This window comes from Pontibacter kalidii, assembly GCF_026278245.1.
GTDB lineage: Bacteria > Bacteroidota > Bacteroidia > Cytophagales > Hymenobacteraceae > Pontibacter > Pontibacter kalidii.
On record NZ_CP111079.1, the window covers coordinates 4012853 to 4032991 of the forward strand.

Below are 20139 nucleotides of genomic sequence, written 5' to 3' on the forward strand. Positions count from 1 at the left end.
CTTAACGTCTTATTTGTTGTACTTGGCAGAAGTTTCCTTCGCCACCTGCTTGATAACGGCAGTTGTCTCGTCATCCAGCTTACCGGCTCTCAGCGCCTGCAGGACGCCTGCATACTGGGCACGCAGCGTGCGCAGGAAGTCTTTCTCAAAGTTCCTCACCTCCGTTACCGGCACCGTGTCCAGCAGGCCGTTTGTGGCGGCGTAGATGGTTGCTACCTGCTCTTCTACTGATACCGGCGAGTACTGCGCCTGCTTCAGGATCTCCAGGTTGCGGCGACCACGCTCAATGGTAAGCTTGGTGGCGGCATCCAGGTCGGAACCGAACTTGGCGAAAGCCTCCAGTTCACGGAACTGCGCCTGGTCCAGCTTCAGGGTACCGGCTACTTTCTTCATCGACTTGATCTGCGCAGAACCACCCACACGCGATACCGAGATACCCACGTTAATGGCCGGGCGGATACCTGCGTTGAACAGGTTTGTCTCCAGGAAGATCTGACCGTCTGTGATCGAGATCACGTTTGTCGGGATATAGGCAGAAACGTCACCAGCCTGCGTCTCGATGATGGGAAGGGCTGTTAAGGAGCCTCCACCTTTCACCAGGTGTTTGATAGACTCTGGCAGGTCGTTCATGTTCTGAGCGATCTCATCCGATGCGTTGATCTTCGCGGCGCGCTCCAGTAAGCGGGAGTGCAGGTAGAACACGTCACCTGGGTAAGCCTCACGCCCTGGCGGACGACGCAGCAGCAGGGACACCTCACGGTAAGCCACCGCCTGCTTTGAAAGGTCGTCATACACCACCAGTGCAGGACGGCCGGTATCACGGAAGAACTCCCCGATGGCAGCACCTGTAAACGGCGCGAAGAACTGCATTGGAGCAGGGTCAGCAGCAGAAGCAGCTACTACTACAGTATAGTCCATGGCACCACCCTCTTGCAGGGCCTTCACCACCTGGGCTACCGTAGAAGCTTTCTGACCAACGGCTACGTAGATACAGAAAACGGGCTCGCCTCTGTCGTAGAACTCACGCTGGTTCAGGATAGTATCGATAGCAACCGCAGTCTTTCCTGTCTGGCGGTCACCGATGATCAGTTCACGCTGGCCACGGCCGATCGGAATCATGGAGTCGATCGCCTTGATACCAGTTTGCATTGGCTCGTTTACCGGCTGGCGGTAGATCACGCCCGGAGCCTTGCGCTCCAGTGGCATCTCGTACATCTCACCGGCGATAGGGCCTTTGCCATCGATTGGCTGGCCCAGGGTGTTGACAACGCGGCCAACAATACCTTCACCTACTTTAATAGAGGCAATACGGTTGGTTCTTCTTACAGTGGCGCCCTCTTTAATCTCGCTGTAGTCACCGAGCAATACGGCACCTACGTTGTCCTCCTCCAGGTTCAGAACGAGTGCCTGCAGGCCGTTCTCGAACTCTAAAAGCTCACCAGACTGAGCCTTGGAAAGGCCATAGATACGAGCGACACCGTCACCCACTTGCAGTACAGTACCTACTTCTTCCAGTTCCGCCTCGGTACGGAAGTTAGACAGCTGTTCTCTTAATATGGCTGATACTTCGTCAGGTCTTACTTCTGCCATGATTATAGTTTATTAATGTATGGGTTGTCTTTAAATTGATTTTTCAACTTGCGAAGGCTATTCTTCACAGAGTTGTCGATTTGTTTATCTCCTACACGCAGTACAAATCCTCCGATCAGAGATGGATCTACGCGCTCTACCAACTCGATGCGCTTGCCCGTTTGGGCGACCAGTTTCTGGCCAAGCTCATCGCGCAGGGCCGGTGTGAGCGGCACGGCAGAAACTACCTCGGCGCTTTGAATGCCCTGCAGCACGCGGTACTGCTCCTGGAAGGCGGTCGCCACGGCATCCAGTATAGCCTCCCGGTTCTTGCGGGCTATCAGGATAAAGAAAGCGAGTGTCATCTCGTTCACTTTCCCTTTAAACACCCCGTTTAAAATCGCCAGTTTCTTGTCTGACTTTACGATCGGGTTTTGCAGCAGCAGCCTGAAATCGCGGTTCTGGGAAACTACCTGCGAGAACAGTTGCATGTCTGCGTGTACCTGCTCCAGCACATTTTTCTCCGCAGCCAGCTCAATCAGCGACTTCGCATACCTGGAAGCAACTCTAATATCTGACATAGTGCTTGTTTATAATGCAGCAAGCTGCCGGGGCAGCCGCGTTTATACGTTGTTAGTTAAGCGTTACTTCACGGATGTAGTCCTGCGCCAGCGCCTGCTGTGAGGTCTTGTCGCTCAGTTCTCTTCTCAGGATCTGCTCAGCGATCTCCAGCGATAGGGAGGCGGCCATGTTTTTCACTTCCGTGATAGCGGCGCGCTTCTCGTTCTCGATAGCCTCACGAGCCTGCTCAATCATACGGGCACCCTCTTCGTTCGCCTTCTGCTTGGAGGCCTCCACAATGTTGTTGGCTGCCTCTGAAGCTTCTCTCAGAATCTTGTCGCGCTCCATACGGGCTTCAGCCAGCAGCTTCTCGTTGTCGGCTTTCAGCGCCTGCATCTCCAGCTTTGCTTTCTCCGCTGCGCTCAGGGCGTTCTCGATAGAAGTCTCGCGCTCGTGAAGGGCGCTCATGATTGGCTTCCAAGCAAACTTGCCAAGCAGGAACAGTACGAGTAGGAACACTACCGTCTGCCAGAAAATCAGACCAATACCAGGGGTTACTAATTCCATCGTTTATGTAAGTTGAATATTAGGTTCTTTTGCAGCAGCCATTTTGGCCGCTAATTAACTATATCAGAACTATGCGTTTTGACCTCATCGTCTGGGCCATGCGCCCAGACGTGAGATCAGATAATGTTAGCTCGTTACTTTCAGAAAAAGTAATTAAGCAATAGCGATCAGAAGACACACTACCACGCCGAACAGGGTTACACCCTCGATCAGAGCGGCAGAGATGATCATGGCAGTCTGGATTTTGCCACCAGCCTCTGGCTGACGAGCAATAGATTCCATAGCTGAGCCACCGATACGACCGATACCAAGACCAGCGCCAAGGGCAACTAGACCTGCACCGATACCGGCACCCATGATACCAAGACCAGCACCTTCAGAAACAGCTTGAAGCAGAATTGCTAACAACATAGTTATAGTTATATATAGTTAAAAAAATAAAATTCGTATTAATGATGGGCTCCGTCGCCGTGTCCCATATCATCCACATGGTCATGCTCTTCTACCGCCCCGCCAAAGTACATGGCAGAAAGCAGCGTGAAGATGTAAGCTTGCAGCAGGGCTACGAACAGCTCCAGGAACATCATGAAGATGGAGAAGGCCACGCTTAGCGGCGCCACCGATATACTCTCGAAAATAAAGATCAGGCTGAACAGCGACAGAATGATGATGTGGCCGGCTGTGATGTTGGCAAAAAGTCGGACCATCAGGGAGAATGGCTTTGTCAGGATGCCGATGAGCTCCACCGGGATCATGATCGGGGCAAGCCATGTTGGCACGCCAGGAGTAGCAAAGATGTGCTTCCAGTAGCTCTTGTTACCGCTAAAGATGGTGATAAGCAAGGTAAGCACTGCCAGCACCAGCGTTACCGCAATATTACCGGTAAGGTTAGCGCCGCCCGGCATCAGGCCCAGCAGGTTGTTAAACCAGATAAAGAAGAACACAGTGAGCAGGTAGGGCATGTAGCGCTCATACTTCGGGCCGATGTTCGCCTTAGCTATCTCGTCGCGGATAAAAATGATGATTGGCTCAAAGAAAGACTGAACACCGCGCGGGGCAGCCTTCGGGTTGTTCTTATAACGGCCCGCGATCACGAAGAAAACACCCAGCAGCAACGCCACACTAACCAGCATGGAGGCGACGTTCTTGGTAATAGAGAAGTCAAGCAAGCCTGCCTGCTCTGCCAGCGGCTCACCGGCCTCATCTACTTTAATAATATGGCCATGGTCCAGCGCATACCCGTCGTAGGGCACTGTCTCGTGGCTCTCGTTGTAGAAATTGTGAGAAGAGAATACTTTGAACTCACCATTGTCTACCAGTATAACGGGCAGGTAAACTACTGCACCGTCTGCAAAATGCCATGTATAATCATCCGCGATGTGGTGCGTGATCATAGCGCCTGGCTCAAACTCACCGCCCTCCGCAGGTGCCTCAGCAAAAGCGTTCAGCGTAAGGAAGGAAAACAATAGAACGAATAACCTCTTCATTAAGAATGATTTAGAAGCAATATTTTACAAGCAGAACCTACCGTTAATTCTGCCCTCTCAAATGCGGGCGCAAGTTAGCCAACAAACTGTAAATTTCAAACCCGGTAAACAGGAAATATAACGCAAAGAAGTTGAAAACGAACTGCAACCTGCCCTCCTGGAAGAACCACACGTAGAGCGCCACCACCCCGATACTCAGCACCACCCGGAACCCCATGGAGGCAAAATAGTACACCTGAAAGTTTTCAGGGTCGTTTTTATACCCCAACTGCGTGAGGTAATAGGTAAAACCGGTGATAAAGACGAAGAAGGCAAGTATATACCATATATAACTGTGCAGCAGGGCATAACCGGTAAATTGCAGCAGCACGCCTATTATCACACAAAGTATGGCCGTAAGCATGGCCAGGTTCCGAACAAACTTCACTTGGGGTTATTTTTTGTTGATGGATACGATGGTCAGCACCATGGTGGCGATAACGGCTGTCAGCAGCAGCCCGATGGTAAACCAGGGCTTGTCGTTGCCTACCTTATCATCCAGCCACTGCCCGGCAAAGGCGGCCAGCACCAGCGCCCCGATCATCTGAAACGCCATGCCCGAGTACTTCACGTATGGTTTGATACTGTCCTGCCTGCGCTGCTCAGGCTTCTGCTCTTTCTCCGGATCGTTTTCCATGTGCTTCAGAAGTTTGCAAAGGTACTCTTTTTTACGGGCTTATACGCGAAAGCAGTGCAACATCGGCAAAGAATACCCCGTCTGAAACCATTTGGTTTTTTGTATAGTTCAATAGCAGGCTACAAATGGGCTATATGCTTAACTATCCGATGATTATTGTATTTTTGTAGATAGCCCTGAACGTAGTAACTTGAGAAGAGTTGCTGCATACGCTGCTACAGCAAGCATGGCTATACTTTTAGCCGCCGCGAGAACGTTTTTACTTTATATATAAGGAGCACCCAAACCTGCTGCACACCATCGCCTTGAACAAGAAACCGCTGCACATATTTTTTATACTTGCCGGACTGTTGCTGGCGGCATGCTCTGCCGAGCGCAACAACCCGCTCAGCAAGACTTACCACAACACCACCGCCCGCTACAACGGTTATTTCCTAGCGAAGGAGAAAATGCGTCTGCTGGAGGAGCAGCTGCAGGAGCAGACGACCTATGACTATAGCCAGGTGCTTCCCATCTTTCCGCCCCTCGACACCGCCACCGCCACGGCCCTAGCCGCCGACCTGGAAGACATCAAGAAGAAGGCCTCTTTCCCGATACAGTACCATCCCAACAGCAAGTGGGTAGACAATAGCTATGTGTTGATTGGCCAGGCCAACTTCTATGGACTGAATTTCGAGGAGGCCGTGCGCACTTTTAAGTATGTAAACGCCAACGGCAAGGGCAAAGACGAGCGGCACGAAGCGCTGGTGTGGCTGATGCGCTCCTTTATTATATTAGGTGAGATGGAAAATGCGCAGCAGGTATCGGAGTACCTGCGCAAGGAGCGCCTGAACAGGGAAAACGCCCGCGAGCTATACTTGACCCGCGCCCAATACCACCGCCTCCAGGGCGATACGGCCCTGGTGATCGAGAACCTGGCGCTCTCGCTACCCAACTTTGATGAGAAGGATGCGGAATCGCGGGTGCGCTATACATTAGGACAACTCTACCAACTGACGGGCCAGAACAAGGAGGCCGACAAGCAATACAGCAAGGTGCTGCGCAACAACCCGCCTTACGACCTGGGCTTCTTCAGCCGCCTGAACCTGGGGCAGGTAACCGAGCTGGCCGATCACAACGACATAGAGCGCATCGAAGGCTATTACCAGAAGCTCCTGAAAGACGAGAAGAACAAGGAGTACCACGACAAGATATACTATGAGATGGCGCGCTTCGCGCTACGCCAGCAGCACTACGACAAGGCGCTGGAGTACCTAAACCAGTCGTTGCGTACGCCGGGCGCCTTGCCGAACCAGAAAGCCTATAGTTATGTGCTGGCCGGTGAGATTTATTTCGAGCACCTGAACAAGTATGAGTTTGCCGCCGCCTACTACGACAGCGCCGTGCAGGTGTATCCGCAACAGGCCCTACAGTATGAAGCTGTGGCAGAGCGGCGTGATATTCTGGCGGACTTTGCCCGCCAATACACCACCATCCAGACGCAGGATAGCCTGCAGCGCATCGCCAAATTACCGGAAACGGAGCGGATGGAGCTCCTGCAGCAACTGGCGCAACGCGAGGAGGAAGAAAGAATAGCCCTGCTGGCGCAACAGCAGGAGCAGACACAGCGCCAGGAGCAGAACAACCGCCGCAACCAGGGGCGCACCACTTCTAACAGAAATGAAACCTTCGGCACTAGCAGTACAGGCGGTGTATGGTATTTCGACAACCCTACGGCCATGGCCACGGCGCGCGCCGAGTTTACCCGCCGCTGGGGCGACCGGCCCAACCAGGATTTCTGGCGCACCCGTACCCGCGGCGAGACAGGGAACACACCTGCCGTAGTGGCCCAGGCTCCGGAAAGTATAGCCGAACCGGAAGCAGAGGATAACCCACAGGAGCGCATGCAGGCTCAGGTAGAGGCGTACCTGCAGAACCTGCCGCTGACCATCGCCGCGCTGCAGCAGTCCGAGCGGATGGTGGAGGAGGCACTTTTCCGCCTGGCGGTCATCTATGCCCAGAACCTGCAGGCACCACAGGAGGCCATTGCCACCTATGAACAGCTGCTGCAGCGCTTTCCGCAAACCTCCCATGCCGCCGAAGCCTACTATAGTTTATACTTGCTCTATGGCCGCGCCGGCAACCAGGAGCAGCAGCAGGCCTACTATACCAAGATAAAGCAGCAGTTCCCGAACACCACCTACGCCCGCCTGCTGGATGACAAAGGCTTTATGGCCAAAACCGCCGCGGAGAACATCAGGGTGCACGCCCTGTACGACTCGGCCTATGCGCACTACGAAGCGCAGGAGTACAAACGGGCCGTGGAGCAGCTCAACATCATCACGGCGCAGTACCCCTTCAACGATATTCAGGATAAGGTAATGTTCCTGGATGCCATGGTAGCCGCCCGCACCGAGAAGCCGGAGGTGCTGCGCGATAAACTGAACCGCTTTAAGAAAGAACACAAAGGCAGCCCGCTGGTGAAGCAGGCCGACAAGTTGCTGGCCACCTACCAGGAGCTGGAGCAGAAAAACCAGCTTCGTGCGGAGGCTCCTGCCCCGCCGGCGCCCAAACAGAAAAGGGAGGAACAGACGCCGGAGCAAAAAGTTAGCACAGAAATTGCACAGGCTACCGCATCAGCCGCCAGGGCCACGCCTGTCTTACCTCCTGTAGCGACGCCGCCAACCGCAGACACCGCGCTGCCGGCAACAACAGCGGCAGACACGCTGATGCAGCAGGCAGCGGAACAGCCGGTAGCAGCGGCCAGGGATTCCTTAGCAGAGCCTGCAGCCGACCCGCTGGCGTACAAAGCAGAGGCCGACTCAGCATATTATTTCGTGCTGATCTACCCAAGCGATGCCAAGGCATTTGCCGGTATTGCGCAAAAGTATGAGAAGTATAACGGCATGTACTATAAAAAAGAGGGACTGACTATAGATACGCTGGACTTTGGAGGCGGGAAAACCATGTTGGTGTCCCGCTCTTTTCAGGATCCGCAATTGGCCACCTCTTATAACATCAAACAAAAGGCACCGCAGGCGCCGATAGGTAGAATTAGAGGCATAGATTTCATTACCTTTGTTATCTCTTCTGCCAATTACCAGAAATTCATACAGAGGAAAGATCCTGAAGTTTACCTGACCTTCTTCAAAGACAATTATTAATTACATGACTACGCGTCAAAAAACCCTCACTCCGAAAAGATCCTTTTACCCAAAAGTTGTATCGACACTGTGGCTGCTATTTATCGGCGGCTTCGCAGCTTTTATACTTTATATCTACGCGGTAAGCATCAACTTCCTGAATTTGTTCGGGGAGATGCCCGACCTGCGCACGCTCGAGAACCCGAAGAGTGAGGTAGCCTCGGAACTGTACTCTGCCGATAACCAGCTGCTGGGCAAATATTTCCGCGAGAACCGCACGCCGGTGGAGTATGAGGAGCTACCGGATAACCTGGTCAACGCGCTAATCGCTACCGAGGACATACGCTTTGAGGAACACGCCGGCATCGACCCGCAGTCTATGGTGCGTGTGGCAGCAGGTATCCTTACTGGGGAGCAAAAGGGCGGGGGCAGTACGCTCACGCAGCAGGTAGCCAAAAACCTGTTTGATACACGTAGTGAGGAACTCAACAATGGTGCCCTGAACGATATACCTGGGCTGGGCATGCTCATCCTGAAGACAAAGGAATGGATTATGGCTGTAAAGCTGGAGCGCTCTTACACCAAGCGTGAGATCCTGACCATGTACCTGAACACGGTGAACTTTGGCTCGAACGCCTTTGGAATCAAGGTGGCAGCCAGAACTTTCTTCAACAAAAAGACCGAGGAGCTGGAGGTACAGGAGTCGGCGGTACTGGTAGGCCTGCTGAAGGCTCCGAGTTACTACAGCCCTAAGTTTTACCCGGAGAACTCCAAGCGCCGCCGCAACACCGTGCTGGCCCAGATGGTCAAGTATGGCTTCATGACCGATGCGGAGTTTAACCAGCTGAAGGGAGAGGATATCGCGCTCGATTACCGTGTGGAGAGCCATAACGTTGGCATGGCGCCCTACTTCCGCACCGAGGTAAGCAAGGACCTGCTGCAGTGGTGCCGTGAAAACGGTTACGACCTCTACGCCGATGGCCTCCGTGTTTTCACCACCATCGATTCACGCATGCAGAAGTATGCCGAAGAGGCCGTAGCGGAGCATATGAAGGATCGCCAGAAGGTCTTTTTTGAGCACTGGAAGGGCCGCAACCCGTGGGTAGACGAGAACATGCGCGAGCTTAAAGGATTCCCCGAGATGGCCATCAAGCGCAGCGACCGTTACCGCCGCCTGAAAGCCCGTTTCGGGGATGACACAGACTCCATCAACTATTACCTGAACAAGAAAGTACCGATGACCATCTTTACCTGGGATGGTGATAAGCAGGTAGAAATGAGCCCAATGGACTCGCTCAAGTACTACAAACACTTCCTGCAGACGGGCTTTATGGCCATGGAACCGCAGACGGGCCACATCAAGGCCTGGGTAGGTGGCATTAATTTCAAGCACTTTAAGTATGACCACGTGAGGCAGGCCGCTCGCCAGCCGGGCTCCACCTTCAAGCCTTTCCTCTATACCACAGCCATCGAAAACGGCTACCCGCCTTGCTACGAGGTGCTGGACACGGAAAACTGTATTCCGTTGCCGGATGGCAAGATGTGGTGCCCTAAAAACGCGGACAACAAGTTTAGCGGCGAGAAGTATACGCTGCGCAAAGCATTGGCCGAGTCGGTGAACTCTATTTCAGCCTTTCTGGTGAACAAACTTGGCGCCCCGGCTGTGGCACAAACTGCCCGCCGCATGGGCATCACTACCAAACTGGATGAAACACCTGCGCTGGTGCTTGGCACCAGTGATGTGACGCTGTTTGACATGGTGGGCGCTTATGGCACCTTCGTGAACGGCGGAACCTGGGTGCAGCCCAACTACATCACCCGCATCGAGGACAAGCATGGCAACGTCGTCGCGGAGTTTGTTCCCAAAACGGTGGAGGCCCTTAGCGAGGAAACCGCTTACATGATGGTGCATATGCTCAAAGCAGCGGCAGAGCCGGGCGGTACTGCCTATTATGGCCTGCGCTTCCGGAACGGTTTAAAGAACGAGATGGGTGCAAAAACCGGCACAAGCCAGAACTACTCCGACGCCTGGTTCATGGGCATCACCCCTGACCTGGTTGCCGGCACCTGGGTAGGCGGCGAGGATCGCTCCATCCACTTCAGGACGATTGCTCTTGGGCAGGGCGGCAGGCTGGCTATGCCTATCTACGGCTCCTTTATGCAAAAAGTATACAATGATAAATCGCTGGATGTGTCAAAAGACCCGTTCCCTAAACCTTCTATGCCTATATCTGTAGAATTAGATTGTGAAAAGTATAATCGCGGCATTCAGGTTGACTCGGCGCAGCAAGACGAGTTCCTGAACCTGCCAACCGAGATTAACCTGGACGCAGAGATCTAATTCCCATACGTATGCCAGCAAACGAGAAGCTGAAGGAGAAAATATCGCACCTGCCGCACAAACCCGGCATCTACAAGTTCTTCGACGAGCATGGCATTATCTATGTGGGCAAAGCGGTTGATATCCGGAAACGCGTCAGCTCCTATTTCAACCGCTCTACCCAGCATAATAAAAAGACGCTCAAGCTCGTCTCGCAAATAAAGGACATTGAGTTTACGATCGTAGACACGGAGGCTGATGCGTTCTTGCTGGAGAACAACCTCATCAAGCAGTACCAGCCAAAGTATAACATCCTGCTGAAGGACGGCAAGACCTACCCCTACATTTGCATTGTGAATGAGCGCTTCCCGCGCGTTATCACCACCCGTAACAAAAAGAACGATGGCTCGCGCTACTTTGGCCCTTACCCGAGCGGCACGGCCATGTACGTCGTTCTCGACTTGATCCGGACCCTCTATCCGCTGCGCACCTGCACCTACAACCTCTCGCCGGAGAACATCGCCGCAGGCAAGTTTAAAGTATGCCTGGAGTACCACATCGGCAACTGCAAGGGCCCTTGCGAGGCCCTGGTGGATGAAACGGAGTATAATGCCAATATCGCGCAGATCAAGAACATCCTCTCGGGGAACCTCTCCGTAGCCAAGGCCTATTTTAAGGAGCATATGGCCGCCGCCGCCGCCGATTACCAATTTGAGCTGGCCCACAAGTATAAACAGAAGCTGGATATGCTGGAAGATTTCCAAGCCAAGTCCACGGTGGTTAGCAACACGCTTACCAACATCGATGTCTTCACCATCACCAGCAACGAGCAGTGCGCCTTCATCAACTACCTCAAGGTCATGAACGGCTCCATTATACTTACCCAGTCGCTGGAGCTGGAGAAGAAGCTGGACGAGGAGGATGCCGACATCCTTGCCTCTGTGGTGGTGCAGCTGCGGCAGGAGTTCGAGAGCACCTCGCGCGAGGTGATCACCAACATTGAGTTACAGCTTCCGCTGGATAGCATCACGGTTACCTACCCACAGATAGGGGATAAGAAAAAGCTTCTGAGTCTGTCGCTGAAGAACGCCTTATACTTGCGTAAGGAGCGCGAGGGGCGGCAGGAAAAGAACAAGGAGCTAAGCGAGCAGCGGGAGCTGCGGGTGCTCGAGACGCTGAAGAAGGACCTTCGCCTTACGGAGCTGCCCCGCCAGATCGAGTGCTTCGACAATTCCAACTTCCAGGGTGCCAACCCCGTTGCTTCGATGGTCTGCTTCAAGAACGGCAAGCCCAGCAAGAAAGATTACCGCCACTTTCACATCAAAACTGTGGTAGGGCCAGACGATTTTGCTTCGATGTATGAGATCGTGACCCGTCGCTACCGCCGCCTGCTGGACGAGCACCAGCCCCTCCCGCAGCTGATCGTGATTGACGGGGGCAAGGGCCAGCTGGGTATGGCGGTGAAGGCCTTACGCGATCTTGGCATTTATGGACAGGTCGCTGTGGTCGGGATCGCCAAACGCCTGGAGGAGATTTTCTACCCCGGCGACTCCCTACCGCTTTATATCGACAAGAAATCTGAGTCGCTGAAGCTTATACAACGCCTGCGCAACGAGGCGCACCGCTTTGCCATCACGTTCCACCGCAGCAAGCGCGATGCCGGAACCCTCAAAACCGCCCTGACCGATATCAAGGGCATCGGTCCCTCTACGGCAGACGCGCTGCTGCAAAAGTACAGATCGGTTAAAAAGCTCCGTGACCTGACAATGGATGAGCTTACAGCAGAGATTGGAAAAGCCAAAGCGGCTATACTTTATACCTACCTGCACGCTGCGGAGGAGGGGAAGCAAGTATAAAATAAACTTCCACTGCAGCATTTTTAGCTGCCCTTTTATCCTCACCAGGTATAAAAAGAAAAAGGAGGCTCACTGAGCCTCCTTTTATATTGCTTGTTACTGTATTGCTTAGTAGCTCCACAGGCTATACTCATACTCGATCAGTGCTTCCAGTGCATCTTGTGCAGCCAGCAGGCCTTTTTTGCCACCACCGTAGATCGAGGCCAGGTTTTGGTCGCCTGGGTTCGATATCTTGGTGATGTAGGAGCTGAACAGCCACAGGTCAAATGCGTCAGCCAGGTTCTTGTGCTGTGCATCGTTCTGTGCGTTATACCAGATCGCTGTCTCCGGGTTGTTACGGAACAGGGTTACCAGGTCACTCATCTTAAAGCTTGCCACATTCTGCTCAAATCCCAGGGGGTTAAGCGTGGCAGGCACTTTAATGCTGATCGTCTGGATATCGTGGTACATGCGCGAACGCTTCTTATCGAACACCACGTTCTCCTTCAGCTCCAGCAGGTAAAGCTGCTTAGGGAAGTACTCATTGCTTACAGGAGCCGCTTCTGTCGTTCCGGCCGATGAACCTAAGGCTTCACCCCAGGCATCATCCTCCTCTTCTACTTCACCGAAACCAGCTGCAAGTTCCTCTTCGCTCAGGCCACCTTCTGCCTCTTTTGGCGTCAGGTTTTGCATGAATTCCTCGCGCGTGATAGGTGTACTTACAGAGTCGCTTCTGTAGGCCGTCAGCTCACCGCTTTTAACAGCCTCTATAATTACCTTCGTGATTTCTCTGTTTTCAGAGAACAGTGGCTTGTTCTGCTTCTCACGCAGGTCAATTTTTCGCCATACTGTTTTCTTGAACAGGATATCAGACTCCGGAATAGGCCTTGCCGAAGGGTTGCTGGCTGTTGTGTTTGATACCTGCTGTGCCATGGCACCTACAGATAACATCAAACCGGCTGCTACACCTATTGCTTTAACTAATTTCATACTCCTTGTAAGCTTCTAAATGTTAATTTAAAGGAACCTGGAAGTTCGGTGTTCCTACGTTCACATCCACCGCCTGGCCTTTGTAGTTGAGGCGCTTCACATCCAGCACCTCAATCACTACGCGGTCGCCTTTATTGGCTTTGGCCGCAAAGCTGGTTAGGTTAGCAGTAGGTCCGCTAAACTCGCCCTGGTCTACCGGCTGGTTACCGCGCACCAGGTAGGCTCTCCACTTGGTTACTCTATAACGCGCCTCGTTAGGTAATAATTGTTTGAAGCCTTCCTCTGGCACAGCCTGTATTTCTACGGCTCTGAAGGATTGTGCCGGTACGCCGCGCTTCACATCAATTGGCTTGCCATTTACCAGCGCCACCAGCTCTGGCTTAGGGATCGGACGCACTTTGAATTTCTCTGAACCGATGGCGTTACCGCCGCTGCTCACGTTGATGGTTACCTCGGTACCGCTAGGGATAATGGTTACTTCACCTTTCTTAGCCCCTTTGATGGCAGTACCACCGTTAGCGCTAAAGCTAGGATCATATACCGCACCCAACGCTGGCACCTGGATGTTCAGCTCGTTGGCACACTGGAAGTACAGCGCCTGCACAGAAGCAGACTGCACCTGAATCACAGGCTTGGCAACGATATACTCCTCTGTTACGGTGAAGGTAGTGTCTCTACCGTTCTGGTTGATTGTTACCTGGCCTTTCCATGTCTGCTTTGAGTTTCCATCGGCATCGTAGTTAGAGGCAGAAGCCACGAACTCTACTTTACCCATGCCATTCTCAACTTTGATTGGCTTGCCTTGGTAAGACATTTTAGGGGTGATGTTATCAGATGAAGCCGCAATGAACATATCGGCTGAGTATTTTGTACCAGCTGCCACCGTTTTAGACTCGGCGCGGGCCATGGCAAAAATCTTCTCGAACTTAATGATGTCAGCACCTACCTGCTGGGCAAGTTTCTGCAGCACATCCGCCTCATACTTCAAAACCTCTGCTTCTTTCTGAGAAAGTACTGCCAGGGCAGCCACCATGGGTGTTTCCTCGAAGTTCAGCTGAGCGAAGTCCTTACGCTTCTGTGCCGGGTCATTCTGTGCTACCGGATCCTCTTTGCCACTCAAGGCTAGTTTTTGTGGAACCTGCTCATTGTACTGGCGCAGGAATTTGGCGTAGTCATTCAGCTTTTGCTCCAGCTCATATCCTTTACCATTGTTCTTGCTTGCCGCGCCAATCATATTCATGGCCACAATGTCATTTCCTTCCGGCTGCTTGTATGCCGTACCTTCATCATTCATTCCTCCTGATTGTTCAATCAGAAGTTTTCTCAGACCCTGGATATAGGAAACCATTTCTGATGTCTGATTACGTACTTCCTGTGCTGTTTTCAGCACACGCTGGTCATTGGCAGAAGGGTTCTTATTCTCTGCAATGGCAGCCTGTATGTTTGATACGACCCCGGCGTTATCTGTTACTGTTTTTCGGTTCACAGTCTGTAAAGACTCGTCTAGGAACTGAAACTTTAACAGGATCGCCGAGCTCACGTTAAGGGCCAGAAGCGCGGTCAGTACAAGGTACATCATACCGATCATCTTCTGCCTTGGTGTCTCTTTTCCTCCAGCCATTTTATACTATATTAACTGTGTTTTCTTTAGATAGAACTTATTTAAACCGGAAATTAGCCTTTCATAGCTGACAGCATGTTGCCATACACCGTGTTCAGAGAGTGTAGGTTTTGCGTCAGGCGAGAAACTTCCTGCTTAAACTGTTCTGTATCTTTGCTGGCGTCAGTTAAGTTTTCCATGGCCATGCTCAGGTTGCCATAGAATTTATTCATGGTCTTCAGGTGGTTGTTAGAATCCTGAAGCTCCATCTCGTACACTGCGTTCAGAGCACCCAGGTTGCGGGTCATGCCCTGTATCTGCGCATGGTACTCTTGTGCATCTGTAGCAGAAACTGCCATCTGAGAGATAGCATCCGCTGTAGTAGCGTACGCGCTGTTGATCTTATCCAATTGGCCGGCGGCAGCTCTTACACGCACGGTGTACTCTTCTGTAGCGGCAGCTGCGTTGCTCATGTCAGCCATGCTCGCGGCAGTTTCGCTCAGGCGGTTCAGGCCCAGACCAAGTTGGTTTATTGTTTCTGGCGTAATATCAGCATTACGCATCATTTCGTCGAGTTTACCTGTAACGGACGGACCACCAGCTACGGCACTTGTAGCAGGCACGATGCCCTCTCCGGCGAAGTCATCCGCAAGTTGTGGGTATACTCTGGCCCAATCCGGCTCAGCATGCTGTGGCTGGAAGGCGCTCAGGAAAAATATAACTGCCTCTGTGCTCAGACCAAGGATCAGCATCAAGTCGGCTCCTGGCCAGTGCTGGATCTTGAACAACGCACCCACAATTACGACGGCAGCACCAATACCATAAATTTTTGGCATCAAAACGTCGAACAAGAAACTGCGACCTTTAGCTTTGCTCATTTTGTTTTCTAATTAAGTAGTGAACGATTGATTAAAAGGATAAATGGGGGATTGGGAATAAAAATATTTGATTATTTTCTATTAAAACTCTCTGCCTGAAGAACGTCCCAGGTAAATCATCGCATTACGGAAACCAATGTATGATCGGGCAGAGTCCTGGAATTCAAAGTTACGTGTACCTGTCTCCAGGAAGTAGGCGATATCTTTCCAGGAACCTCCTCTTACTACTTTACGCGGCTCGTTGTCATCGTTGTAAACAGGGTTCAAGTCCCAGGTAATCGGAACAGTGGCATCAGAATAGGCATCTTCGCACCACTCGGCAACGTTTCCGGCCATATCATACAGGCCGAAGTCGTTCGGGAAGAACTGTGCGACAGGGGCCGTATACGTAAAGCCATCGCTGTAGTAGTCGCCACGTCCTGGCTTAAAGTTAGCTAGCAAGCAACCTTTGGCGTTACGCAGGTATGGGCCACCCCAAGGGTAAACGGCCATATCACGGCCGCCACGTGCTGCATATTCCCACTCTGCCTCTGTAGGCAGACGGAACTGCGGCATGGGAGCACGTCCATTTTCAGCATTTGCCTGGTTTTTGTGCTTGGTGCGCCACTCGCTAAAATACTTGGCAGCAAACCAATCCACACCCACTACCGGGTAGTCATCGAACGCAGGGTGCGAGAAGTAGTACTCCATCAGCGGATCGCCCATGTGGTATGTATAATCCTTCACCCATACAGTGGTATCGGGATACAGCTGCGTCATCACGTACTCCTCACCCAAGACATCCAGCGAGTCTTCCATCATCACGTTAATGAACTGACGGTACTCGTTGTTTGTGATCTCGGTTTCATCCATGTAGAAGCCACCAATCGTCACTTGCTTGTTTAAGTTTGCCATAGATGCCGCTATATCCTGGTCAGCCTGGCCCATGTGGAACGTACCGCCTGGGCAGGCCACCATGCCATAAGGCACTTCCTGCGGATTGTACTCTGGTCTGTCCTCGGCACCTACAAGATCTCCTTGCGGCCCGCGTCTCATCCCACAGCTTGCAAGCAGTACCACCGCCAATGCGAAGGAAGACAGCTTAAGTAGTTTATTCATGATGACTGTTAAAAAGTAAATTTTCTGTAATAGATTTTAGCACACTTCTACGAGTGTAGCAAATATATGAGAATTAGGAATAAATAAAAAACAATTCACTACAACACCTTTTTTAATTTTTTTAACGCGTTAAGGCATTGATTATTATTGTGATGTACAAGTATTTTTTTGTGCACTTTTTTAAGAATAGCCCCTAAAAGTAAAAAAGCAATTACAATTACCAACCATCTTACCTTGTAAAAAAGTAGCGGGGCGTTCTTACAGGCGGCTTAAACCGTATCACCGGCTCGGGCAGGCGGTAGTTCACCATTACCTCGTGCGAAGTGGCAGCCTTGGCAGATGTATGAAAGGTGGTTAAATCCAATGCATATCCTATCCGTAGCGCATTATCCTGAAGCAGAGACACTCCCACAAGGGCACTAACAGCTTCTTCATGTCGATAATTCACTCCGGCCCAATATTTTTCCTGATAGGTTACCCGCCCTCCTGCATCGAACGAAAAAGTTTCGGTGTCGTGCTTGAGCAGCACCGTCGGCGTGAGAACCAGGTCATTAGTCAGCGGCATGTGATAGCCGGCCGTAACATACACGTGGTTCTCGCCCAGCAGCGTTCCCTTTCCGGTATTGGTGGAGTCTGCGAACTCATACTCTGCCTTCCGCAGGTTCGTTACGCTACCGCCGGCGTAAAATGTTTCCGACTCATACCACACGCCTGCGCCTAGGTCAAACTTCGTGTCCTCGCTGTTGAAGGGCACGTTGGGGTCGCCTTCATCAATGGCCCGGTAGCGGCCTTTTTTATAGTTGTTCACATTCCCTTGTATGCCCAGCCCCAGCTTTCCTGTCTCGCCTATGTTGATGTGGAAGGAATAGGAGAGGGCTGCCGTCAGGATGGTGGTGTTGGCAATCTTGTCGCGCATCAGGTTGAGGCCCACGCCGCCGTGCAGCAACCTCACCGGCGTGTGCGCTGACAGGAAGAGCGTCTGCGGGGCACCGCCATCATCGAAGGAGGCATCATAGCCCAGCCACTGGTAGCGGTAAATAGACATGAACTCCGGCCGGTTGGTGATGCCCGCGTAAGCAGGGCTTATCTGCATGCCATTAAACCCATAGTGGGTAAACTGGGGTTGCTGCTGCGCATAGGCGCATGGCGCTGCCATCAGGAGCACCAGCAACAAGACAGGTAGAAGCTTTTTCATAGGCTGCGGCAAGAAGGCAAGGTTAAGATGAGCTATTTTGGACAGAACGCTTTTCAAATATAGCTATTAAACACTAAAACGCAAATGCCGCGCTGCGTAGTGCAGTGCTAGCGTTTGCGTTTTAGTTAGTATGCAAAAAAGGCTTAAAAGTTGCGTTACGAACTACTTTTTTGCCTCCTGCATCTGGTTCTGTATGTATACCTCTATGGCGCCGGTCATAGATGGCGCATTTGGGTGCGGCGCCTCAATGTCCAGCTCCAGACCTGCATCGCGCACGGCTTTGGCTGTGGTGGGGCCAAAAGCAGCAATACGCGTGTTATTCTGCTTAAAGTCCGGGAAGTTGATGAACAGCGAGTGGATGCCTGACGGGCTGAAGAAGGCCAGGCAGTCATAGGTCACGTCGTCCAGGTCAGACAGGTCGGCGGCAACGGTCTTGTAGATGATCGCCTCGGTGTGCTTGATCTTGTTTGCCTTCAGGAACTCCGGGATATCATCTTTGCGGATATTCGAGCACGGGAACAGGAAGTTCTCGTTCTTGTGCTTCTTGATCACCTCGAACAGGTCCTTGGCCGTTTTCTCGCCCACAAACAACTTGCGCTTGCGCAGCGTGATGTATTTCTGCAGGTAATAGGCTGTCTGGTCGGAGATACAGAAGTACTTCATGTCGGCAGGCATCTCGATCTTGCTCTCCTGGCAGATGCGGAAAAAGTGGTCCACGGCGTTGCGGCTCGTGAAGATCACAGCCGTGTGCGACAGGATATCCACTTTGTCTTTGCGGAACTCCTTATAAGGGACCGGCTCCACCTCTATAAACGCCCTAAAGTCAACCTTGATCCCATACTTCTCCGCAATAGACAAATAGGGGGAGTTGTCGGTGGTTGGCTGTGGTTGTGTAACCAGAATACTCTTAATAGGAATCTTGTGTCTTTCAGGGTTCGCAGAGCCCTTTGCTTTGCTTTCAGCCATATTATAAAATGATGCTTATAAGTTCGCCTGCTGCGATATCCGCCGTAATCTTGCTTAAAAATTGAAAACGATCAGCTCCAGCATTATCGCCAGCGGAATCACTTCTGTGGCGCAAAGGTACGAAAATAAATGCAAATTTATCACCGAGGCTTTCTTATTTACGGCGTAAAACACGCGCAGTATCGTGATAACCAGCAACAACGCCACCGCCAGGCTCGAAATAAGCAGGATTGTTTCGGGCATCATCATGTTCAGCGAGAGGTAGAGCAGCATGACGAGCGGCAGGAACAGGCCCATAAACAGCAGCGAGCGCAGAAACTCGCGGTACTGCAGCTGCACCAGGCTCTCGAGCCCGAACACGAACGCCATCACCTTCAAAAAAACATACTTTAGCAGCACGATGCCAAAGATCAGCAACGTATAGAACAGAATCTTGGTGGTAATGTCGGCCTCGGAGACCGGGAAAAGCCGGTTAAACAGCCGCACGTGCTGCACATTGGTATGGATGGCGGCAATGAGCAGGGCCATCGACAGCGAGAAGGCCAGCACAAACAGCATGTTGGAGACGGCCCCTACGGGCTTGCCCACCGAGTAAAGGCCCTCCTGGGGGCTGGAATGCAGAAAACGGTTGAGGTCGAATTGGCTTCTGAAGTCGGCAGGGTAGCTGACGCGCAGCAAACCATAGATCAGCCCGATCAGCAGCATAAAAATAATGAAGGCGTTATGGTTCACGTACTCCCGCACCTGCACCGAGAAGGGGCGCTGCCCTTCCTCCTGCTTGGTGGCGGCCACCAGAGGCACATTCCGGAAGGTGGCTACGTTTGGCTGCTGCGCCGGGTGCCATACCGTGAGCAGGTATTTGCCTTCCACGGGCTCGGTGCCACCGCTATACCTGGCCAGGTCTAACGTATAATTCGCGGTAGAGTCGGCTTTAAAGATGAGCCGGTTGTTCAGGAACAGGCACAGGTCGCGCGGGGCGGCAAAGGCAATGTTGAAGGGCTGCGCCTGCGTAATAGGCAGCCACTGATGCAGGGCGTTATACCTGGCGTGCTGGCCAGCCACATACGGCACCAACTGGGCCTCCCCGCCCGGCTGCACCAGCCAGTTGCCCGTGATGGTGTTTTTCTGCTCCAGCGGCAATACCTGCCCCTGCAGGGGCACCTGCCATCCTATAAAAAGCAGCAGAAAAATGAAGTTATACTTTGGAAACGCTCTGGGCACGGCGTAAACGGTTAACGGAGTACAGCGGCGACAGCCGGATTATACTTTATACTT

17 protein-coding genes are annotated in these 20139 nt (G+C 52.3%); 3 read left to right on the forward strand and 14 right to left on the reverse strand.

Annotated features, from left to right (window positions below):
• Positions 1–9: 9 nt before the first annotated feature.
• The 7 genes from atpA to OH144_RS16830 form a co-directional block, all read right to left on the reverse strand.
• A complete protein-coding gene (gene atpA, locus OH144_RS16800) occupies positions 10–1590 on the reverse strand; it encodes a F0F1 ATP synthase subunit alpha (RefSeq protein WP_266203430.1) in 1581 nt (526 codons plus the stop codon).
• 2 nt (positions 1591–1592) lie between these two features.
• Positions 1593–2150, reverse strand: coding sequence for an ATP synthase F1 subunit delta (atpH, locus tag OH144_RS16805; RefSeq protein WP_266203431.1), 558 nt, complete (start codon positions 2148–2150; stop codon positions 1593–1595).
• A 52-nt stretch (positions 2151–2202) separates the two neighbouring features.
• Positions 2203–2697, reverse strand: coding sequence for a F0F1 ATP synthase subunit B (locus OH144_RS16810; RefSeq protein WP_266203432.1), 495 nt, complete (start codon positions 2695–2697; stop codon positions 2203–2205).
• 153 nt (positions 2698–2850) lie between these two features.
• Positions 2851–3108 (reverse strand): ATP synthase F0 subunit C, encoded by a 258-nt coding sequence (atpE, locus tag OH144_RS16815; protein ID WP_266203433.1) that lies wholly within the window; start codon positions 3106–3108, stop codon positions 2851–2853.
• 38 nt (positions 3109–3146) lie between these two features.
• Complete coding sequence (atpB, locus tag OH144_RS16820; protein WP_266203434.1) at positions 3147–4184, reverse strand: F0F1 ATP synthase subunit A; 1038 nt, start codon at positions 4182–4184, stop codon at positions 3147–3149.
• A 43-nt stretch (positions 4185–4227) separates the two neighbouring features.
• Entirely contained in the window at positions 4228–4611 is a 384-nt protein-coding gene (locus OH144_RS16825; RefSeq protein WP_266203435.1) for a hypothetical protein, read from the reverse strand.
• A 6-nt stretch (positions 4612–4617) separates the two neighbouring features.
• Positions 4618–4860 carry an AtpZ/AtpI family protein gene (locus tag OH144_RS16830; RefSeq protein ID WP_266203436.1) on the reverse strand — a complete coding sequence of 81 codons (243 nt, stop codon included), beginning with the start codon at positions 4858–4860 and terminating at the stop codon, positions 4618–4620.
• 305 nt (positions 4861–5165) lie between these two features.
• Here OH144_RS16830 and porW point away from each other — a divergent pair, with 305 nt between their 5' ends.
• The 3 genes from porW to uvrC are packed head-to-tail and all read left to right on the forward strand — an operon-like array spanning position 5166 to position 12158.
• On the forward strand, positions 5166–8003 hold the full coding sequence (gene porW, locus OH144_RS16835; protein WP_266203437.1) for a type IX secretion system periplasmic lipoprotein PorW/SprE: 2838 nt from the start codon (positions 5166–5168) through the stop codon (positions 8001–8003).
• Between the two features lie 4 nt (positions 8004–8007).
• Positions 8008–10323 carry a penicillin-binding protein 1A gene (locus OH144_RS16840; RefSeq protein WP_266203438.1) on the forward strand — a complete coding sequence of 772 codons (2316 nt, stop codon included), beginning with the start codon at positions 8008–8010 and terminating at the stop codon, positions 10321–10323.
• Positions 10324–10334: 11 nt separating this feature from the next.
• The gene (gene uvrC, locus OH144_RS16845; protein WP_266203439.1) at positions 10335–12158 is read left to right on the forward strand and encodes an excinuclease ABC subunit UvrC; all 1824 of its coding nucleotides are present in this window, start codon (positions 10335–10337) and stop codon (positions 12156–12158) included.
• Positions 12159–12266: 108 nt separating this feature from the next.
• On the opposite strand, the gene porN is transcribed toward uvrC, so the two are convergent.
• The 7 genes from porN to OH144_RS16880 form a co-directional block, all read right to left on the reverse strand.
• A complete protein-coding gene (porN, locus tag OH144_RS16850) occupies positions 12267–13127 on the reverse strand; it encodes a type IX secretion system ring subunit PorN/GldN (RefSeq protein WP_266203440.1) in 861 nt (286 codons plus the stop codon).
• Positions 13128–13149: 22 nt separating this feature from the next.
• The gene (gene porM / locus OH144_RS16855; RefSeq protein ID WP_266203441.1) at positions 13150–14748 is read right to left on the reverse strand and encodes a type IX secretion system motor protein PorM/GldM; all 1599 of its coding nucleotides are present in this window, start codon (positions 14746–14748) and stop codon (positions 13150–13152) included.
• Between the two features lie 53 nt (positions 14749–14801).
• The gene (porL, locus tag OH144_RS16860; RefSeq protein ID WP_266203442.1) at positions 14802–15605 is read right to left on the reverse strand and encodes a type IX secretion system motor protein PorL/GldL; all 804 of its coding nucleotides are present in this window, start codon (positions 15603–15605) and stop codon (positions 14802–14804) included.
• Between the two features lie 81 nt (positions 15606–15686).
• Positions 15687–16703: a T9SS ring complex lipoprotein PorK/GldK gene (porK, locus tag OH144_RS16865; protein WP_266203443.1), complete on the reverse strand. Its 1017-nt coding sequence runs from the start codon at positions 16701–16703 to the stop codon at positions 15687–15689.
• Between the two features lie 229 nt (positions 16704–16932).
• Positions 16933–17898 (reverse strand): PorP/SprF family type IX secretion system membrane protein, encoded by a 966-nt coding sequence (locus OH144_RS16870; RefSeq protein WP_266203444.1) that lies wholly within the window; start codon positions 17896–17898, stop codon positions 16933–16935.
• Between the two features lie 162 nt (positions 17899–18060).
• The gene (locus tag OH144_RS16875) at positions 18061–18864 is read right to left on the reverse strand and encodes a uroporphyrinogen-III synthase (protein ID WP_266203445.1); all 804 of its coding nucleotides are present in this window, start codon (positions 18862–18864) and stop codon (positions 18061–18063) included.
• A gap of 54 nt (positions 18865–18918) precedes the next feature.
• Positions 18919–20085, reverse strand: coding sequence for a DUF4271 domain-containing protein (locus OH144_RS16880; protein WP_266203446.1), 1167 nt, complete (start codon positions 20083–20085; stop codon positions 18919–18921).
• Between the last annotated feature and the right edge of the window lie 54 nt (positions 20086–20139).